Origin of the sequence: Campylobacter sp. BCW_4332 (genome assembly GCF_001763175.1) — a bacterium.
GTDB classification, from domain to species: Bacteria; Campylobacterota; Campylobacteria; order Campylobacterales; family Campylobacteraceae; genus Campylobacter_D; species Campylobacter_D jejuni.
Window position 1 is genome coordinate 1 of record NZ_MJYF01000004.1, and the last position, 1,923, is coordinate 1,923.

The 1,923-nt window shown below is 25.6% G+C and carries 1 protein-coding gene; it reads left to right on the plus strand.

The window, feature by feature from the left end:
• On the plus strand, positions 1-1,923 hold a 1,923-nt coding region (locus AJN64_RS09855; RefSeq protein WP_070292515.1), incomplete at both ends, for a type VI secretion system Vgr family protein.

The window sequence follows — 1,923 nt, forward strand, 5'->3', positions numbered from 1 at the left end:
TTTTAATTTTCATCCTAATGTTTTAATCGATCAAGAAGCTATTTTAAGTATCCATAATCCTTATGAGAATAATACCTTAAACTTTGATAACAATGAAGTAAAAAACTATAAGGGAATTATCACTTATATAAAATATCTAGGCATTAATCATGAAAGTGCTTTAAATATTAATGATAGCGCTTCAAATACTAAGCAAATACAATACAAGCATTTTTTTTCTTTTAAGCTTCAATCAGTCTTGATAAGACTTTCTTTAAATAAAGCCAATCGTATTTATACTCATACTAATATTATAGAAGTGATTAAACAAACCCTTGGTTTTTATCAAGATATCTTACATAAAGAAATTGATTATTCTAATATACATTTTAATTATGAAGAACAAGAACTCATCTCTCAATACAATGAAAGTGATTTAGACTTTATTACAAGATTAAGCCATAATAATGGAATCTTTTTTTATGAAGATGAGAACACTATTTATTTTTGTGATGTATATAAAAATGTAAAAAATAAAGAAATTGAGTATAATCCTAATATTAATAATATTTTAAATCAAGCTTGTATTTCTTCTATTTATAAAGAGCAAAGCTTAAGAACTAATTCTTTTACGCATTCTAGTATTAATGCCAATACTCCTTTAAATCTTTTATCTTTACACTCTAGTAAAGTTCCTTATGAACAAGAACTTAATAACAAAGCTTATTATAATGAACATTTTTATGAGAGTGAATATTCTTTTACAAAAAGCATTGATTTAAAGACTAAGCCTTCTCTTAAAGAAAAAAGAGCCTTAGTATTAAATGAAAGCTTACTAGCAAAAAGTAATATTTATCATCTTAGCTTAGGAGATTTTATCACTTTAAATTATAAGGAGTTTAATCATCAAGAAGAAATAAAAAATCAAGATGAAGAAAAACAAGATAAAGCTTCTTTGTTTAAAGACTTTATTATTATTGCTAATACTCAAATCTTAATTGATGATGCCATCTTAGCTAATTCTATTAATACGAATGATCATTTAAATTTAAAAGATTTAAATTTAAGTAAATCTTATTCTAATACTTTAACTTTATTAAAAAAGAATATTATCTTTACTCCAAGTTTTAAAGCTAAACCTAAAGCTCCTAATAGCACTCAAGGTATTGTTATAGGAGAGAGTAAGGATATAGAAAGTGAGAGAAATACTATTTATACTGATGAGCATGGAAGGGTTAAGGTAAGGATTAATCTTTATGCCAATCAAGAAGAATTAGATAATGATACTTTTATTGCAAATGATATAGATACAAATTCTTCTAATTTATCAAGCAATACTTATAAATCTTATCATCACACTCCTTTTTTAAGAGTAGCTTCTAGTATAGCAAGTAATCATTCAGGTTTTTATCATACTCCAAGAATAGGAGATGAAGTGATTATTTCTTTTTTAGATGATGATATAGATAAGCCTTATGTAAGTGGAAGTTTGTATAATGGGACTAATCCAAGTTTAGTAAATCTTCCTTTTAATGATCACCAAACTTCTCTTTCTTCTAAAACCATAGGTGTTAATGAAGAAGGTTATAATGAACTTACCCTCTCAAATATAAAAGATAAAGAACAAATTTATTTAAAAGCCCAAAAGGATTATGATGAATTAGTACAACATAATTTCACTCAAAGAATCTTAAATGATAAAGATTCTATAGTGGATGGAATTTATAATGAAAGGATTAAAAAGGTTCATACTCAAACCATAGACTTAGCTAAAAATGTCAATGTAGGAGGAGAATACTTAACTAATGTAGGCTTATCTAAAGATACCATAGTAGGATTAAGCAATACCTTAAATGTAGGAGTAGATAATAAAGTAAGAGTGGCTAAAAACTCTCATGAATATGTAGGAGAAAACAAAGATATAGAAATAGGTGCTAATCAAAA